Here is a 4840-nt window from a genome sequence, read left to right as displayed (position 1 = left end):
GTGTGTAGAGTACCCCTGTCAGAAGATTGAAACGATGCTGACAAAATCCCGAAAATACAAAACCATCTGTCAGGAAATTTGCAATGATCAGGAATACGCTGTGCTGGAAAAAGCCTTTTTCAAAAAGCACATCAATTTAAGTAAAAAAGATAGAGAATAGGGATGTCTATTGATATTCTTCCAGATTGGTGGCCTGGCGGTCATGGGCCAGCTTGGATTGCTGTAGCATTACCGGATTGTCAATTTCACAGATGATCAGGGCCAGGGAAAGCGATCATCTAGTTTTTTAAAAATACGTCAGAATTTATTGTAAAGAGGGACTTTAAAATGGTAAAATGAGGCTCGCTACTGACAAAAATAGGAGGGCCCTGATGCTTCAATATGAGTTACAATTATTGGTGGTGACAATACTCTTTTTTTCAATTATTTTTCTCGATTTTTTAAAAAATAAAAAACTGCCGCTGTTATCCAATAAGTGTTTTACCCTGATGCTATATTTCACCGCAGTAAATTTAGTTTTTAATGTGCTGAAAATTTATGCCACAGTCAATGCGGACGTTTTTACGCCACAGGTGAATCGTCTGATTAGCCAGATTTTTTATGCCACGCTGATTATGATCGTCGTGTCGCTTTTCTGGTATGTTGAAATTTTAGGCAACAATCAGAAACGGATGCGGTGGAAAAAAGTGCTGAGCAGTATGCTGCCCCTGGCCTTTTCACTGGTGATGATCATTTTTGGTGATTTATCCTATGAACTACACGATCAGCAACTCTATGCCCATGGTTCCATGGTGGCGGGATTCACAGCCAGTCTTTTTTTCTATTGCGCCTGGATCTTTGCGGATACCTTTCGTTATCAAAACAACATCCAAAAAAATCACCGATTGGCAATCCGCCTGGGAATTCTGATGCTGATTGCCGGCGGAGGCATTCAACTCTTCAATTTTGGCCTGCTTTTTTCGGAAGTGGCGGTCACTCTGATGATTCTGTTTATCTACCTGGCTTTTGAAAATCCCAAGGAATATCAGGATGAGGAAACGGGTAGCTTTAACAAACGGGCCTTTCATTTGATGATGAATGAAAAAAAGGAAGCCGAAAAACCCTTGATTCTGGTGAATGTGGTGGTGGATGATTTAAAAAGAATCCAAACCATGGTGGGGCATGACAACGCCAATCATATTCTGGCAATTATCGGGCAGATGATGACGGATAGCTTCCAGTTCTGTCCTCATTGCGACAGAAAAGTGAATCGCAAGATTCGGCATGCCACCCATTTCAGTCTTTATCACTCCCGCAGTAATGTCATGACCTTTATAACCGAAGCGCCTCTGACCGCCATCGAGGATCAATTGGCGCTGTTGGCCCGACAGCTTAAAGAACCGATTCAGTTTGCCCAATTTTCCATTGTTATAAAAGCCCATATTGATGTTATTTTTACCGACAGTTACATCAATATGGAAAGCTGTGATGAGGTCTATGAGATGATGAATTATATGGCCGCTCATAACGAAGCGACCGCCGATACCATCACCTATCTATTAAATGAGGAGATCATCAATCGCAAGCTCCGCCATTCAACCATTGAAAGAATTCTTCGCGATGCGATTGATCAGGATGGCTTTGAAATGGTCTATCAACCGATCTATCATACTCAGAATGAACAGTTTCTTTCGGCCGAAGCGCTGGTTCGCTTAGCTGATACGACCACGGTTGGTTTTATCTCTCCAGAAGAGTTCATTCCGATTGCTGAAAAGAAAGGCCTGATCATGGAACTGGGAGCGATTGTCTTTGAAAAAGTTTGTGCCTTTGCCCGGGACAAGGAACTTCAGGACCGGGGGATTGAGTATATTGAAGTAAATCTGTCAGGAATTCAGTGTGTCCATCCCGACCTTCCCAGGCAATTGCAGAAGATCATGAAAAAATATCAGATTAAGCCAGGTTTTATTAATCTGGAAATAACCGAAACGGCTTTTGTGGAATCCGGTGAAATGTTACAGGAGAATATGCTCAAGCTACGACAGATGGGGTGTAGCTTTTCAATGGATGATTTTGGCACCGGGTATTCCAACCTGTCACGGATGGCGGAGGTCGTTTATGATCTGGTGAAATTGGATAAGAGCCTGATCTGGCCCTGCTTCGATCAGGAGAACAACAAGGCGACAGCCATTCTGGAAAATATCATCACGCTGTTGCTGCAACTGAATGTTAAAATCGTCGCAGAAGGGGTCGAGACAAAAGAGATGGCGGCCTATTTGAACAACTGCGGGGTTACGCATTTGCAGGGCTATTATTATTCCAGGCCGATCAGCGAAGCGGCTTATCTCGATTTTTTAGACACAGACCAAAGGGGAACCCCTTTTATTACTAGCCAATAAAAATGGGAATGCCTGCTTAAAAAAATCTCAGGGGGTATGTTTATAAGGTCAAGATGAAAGTCACGCCCGATTGACTTTTACAGGAGGTTAAGATGATGAAAAAAAGCTTGGCTGTTGTTGTCCTTGGTTTATTGCTTGTTCTGCTTTCAGGATGTGTTAATCATTCAGCCCAGAACCAGACCTATGAAAAAACCATTGCCACCGCCCGGACTGAAATCTGGAAAGAAATCAGCGGTCGGGGGGCTGCCAGTGCGACCATTGCGATTATGGAAAATGGCAAAATTGTATATGAAGAAGGTTTTTCCAAGGCCAATCGCCTGGCAGCCAAAGATGTTGATGCCCATACCCAATATAATATTGGTTCTGTCAGCAAGGTCTTTACCGCGGCAGCGATCATGCAGCTGGTGGAATCCGGGCAGCTGGAGCTTGACAAACCAGTGGTCGATTACCTGCCGGAATTTACCATGAAGGATGACCGCTATCGTCAGATCACCGTGCGGATGCTGCTCAATCATACCTCGGGTCTGCCGGGAACGATGCTCGCAAACGGCTTTGCAACGGAAAAAGATCCCGATTTTCTGACGAACTTCATGGCCTATCTGGCTAACAGCCAGTTAAAGGATGATCCCGGGCTGGTCAGTGTTTACTGTAATGATGGGTTTACTCTGGCAGAGGTGCTGATTGAAAAAATTTCCGGCCAACGCTATGCCGATTATCTTGAACGCCATTTCTTTTCAAAAGCTGGTATGGATGACAGCTCTTGTTCCTTTCAGGACGGCAATGAAAATGTTGCTTTAAAGTATAATAACGACGATGGTACTGCCCTGCCGCCAGAAATTATCAATCTGCTGGGAACCGGGGGGATTTCCTCCACCGCCGTCGATTTGTGCCGTTTTGGCAATGGCCTGCTTAATGGCAAACTACTCAGCGCGGCGTCCTTTAAGGAGTACACCAGTCCCCAGTATGGTCCCGAAACGATGCCCTCGGGAATGCCCATTGATAACTACGGTCTGGGTTGGGATATGGTGGCGGTGCCGACCTTTGCCGAACAGGGGGTCACGGTGGTTGGTAAAAACGGGGCGACCTTACAGTATGCGTCCCAGCTTTATCTGATCCCCGAGGCCGATCTTTCGATTGCTCTGATTTTTGCCGGTACCGCCAATGTCGTCGGGATTGCCGATAAGATTACCCAGGCCCTGCTGGAAGAAAAAGGGATCATTCCGGCGGCTGAGACCACTGCCAAAACCATCACCCCGACGGCCATTCCCAATGACATACTCGGTTTTGCCGGCTACTATGGGGCCAGTGGCAGTATCATCAAAATTGACTTTGATCAGCAGACAAACGCCCTGGTTTATCAGCAATTTGATGGTCAGTCCTTTGTGACTGCGGCAACCTATCCCTATCTGGGAGATGGTTATTTTGATATGGATTATGATCAGTGGTTGTCATTTTCGGAAGGTTTTGGTAAAAAACTGTTGCTCCAGTCGACGGCTCACACCACCTATGGGACGGTGATCGGCGAGGGCATCAAGGCCAATAATCCCATTGACACCAGCCGTTTTGAAGGCAAGAGCTGGCTGCCGGTAAGTCTCAGTGCCACCGATTTTACCGTATTCTCGGCATCAACCGGGAGTATTCCGGAACTCCCCGGGACGATTTATTTCGGCAGTGACGGCAGCTATACCCCCTATCCCCTGAAAGATCAAAATAGCGGCTTTATGAATCTGGCCTATGCCCGGGATCTTTGTGAACCGATTATCACAACAGAAAACGGTAAAAGTACGTTGACAGCGATGAGCCATACCTTAATTGATGTCGCTGAGATTCCCAGTCTTCAAAAGGGTGAGACAATCAGCATTGACAAAAGCGGTGAAAACATCATCAGGCGGCTGGATGCTGATGGCCGCTTCGGAATCAGCTTACCCGAGAATAGTCGTCTGATCATCTACGATCCAGCGTTAGCAGTTGTCTACGATACGCTCTATGGTGAGATTAAAGATGTCCCGGTAACGGCCGGTTCCTATGTGATGTTTATTGGTGCGGTAGGTGCAAGCTTCCCTTATGACTACGGCGTTTAAAGAGCAGTGGGGATAAAATTGCAAATCACAAGGGATGAAGTCGCGGAAGAAACCAGGAAGAATGCCCAAAATGCCAACCGGATCAGTCAACCGGCTTCGGTAAATCCTCCGGATACACAGGCAACAGTTTCCCATCAATTGACCAAACCGAGGATTATCCTGGATGAGGGGGACAAATATTAACTGAGCATGAACGGTTTTTCTTAGGAGCTGGGACATCAAAAACGCCGCAACAAATGATAATTAACTAAAACCGTCCATGGTGCTGCTTTGCGCGCCATGGGCGGTTTTTATTCACTGGCTGTATCGTTTTAACCCCGGGGCTTAAAACGATACGCTGCCGATCTAAAGTAACCAGTTTACGGCTGGCTGATATCGGTAATC

The 4840-nt window shown here is 45.9% G+C and carries 3 protein-coding genes; all 3 read left to right on the top strand.

The window, feature by feature from the left end; genetic code table 11:
• Positions 1 to 371 precede the first annotated feature (371 nt).
• The 3 genes from BI182_RS12235 (at position 372) to BI182_RS12225 (ending at position 4639) form a co-directional block, all read left to right on the top strand.
• Positions 372 to 2375, top strand: a complete 2004-nt coding sequence (locus BI182_RS12235) for an EAL domain-containing protein (protein WP_286808292.1) — start codon at positions 372 to 374, stop codon at positions 2373 to 2375.
• 92 nt (positions 2376 to 2467) lie between these two features.
• Positions 2468 to 4456 carry a serine hydrolase domain-containing protein gene (locus BI182_RS12230; RefSeq protein ID WP_286808290.1) on the top strand — a complete coding sequence of 663 codons (1989 nt, stop codon included), beginning with the start codon at positions 2468 to 2470 and terminating at the stop codon, positions 4454 to 4456.
• 18 nt (positions 4457 to 4474) lie between these two features.
• Entirely contained in the window at positions 4475 to 4639 is a 165-nt protein-coding gene (locus tag BI182_RS12225) for a hypothetical protein (RefSeq protein WP_250935507.1), read from the top strand.
• The last annotated feature ends 201 nt before the right edge of the window (positions 4640 to 4840 follow it).

It is taken from the genome of Acetobacterium sp. MES1 (assembly GCF_002237635.1).
GTDB lineage: Bacteria > Bacillota > Clostridia > Eubacteriales > Eubacteriaceae > Acetobacterium > Acetobacterium wieringae.
Note: the sequence above shows the minus strand (reverse complement) of the source record. Positions and strands in the feature narration are given on the sequence as shown.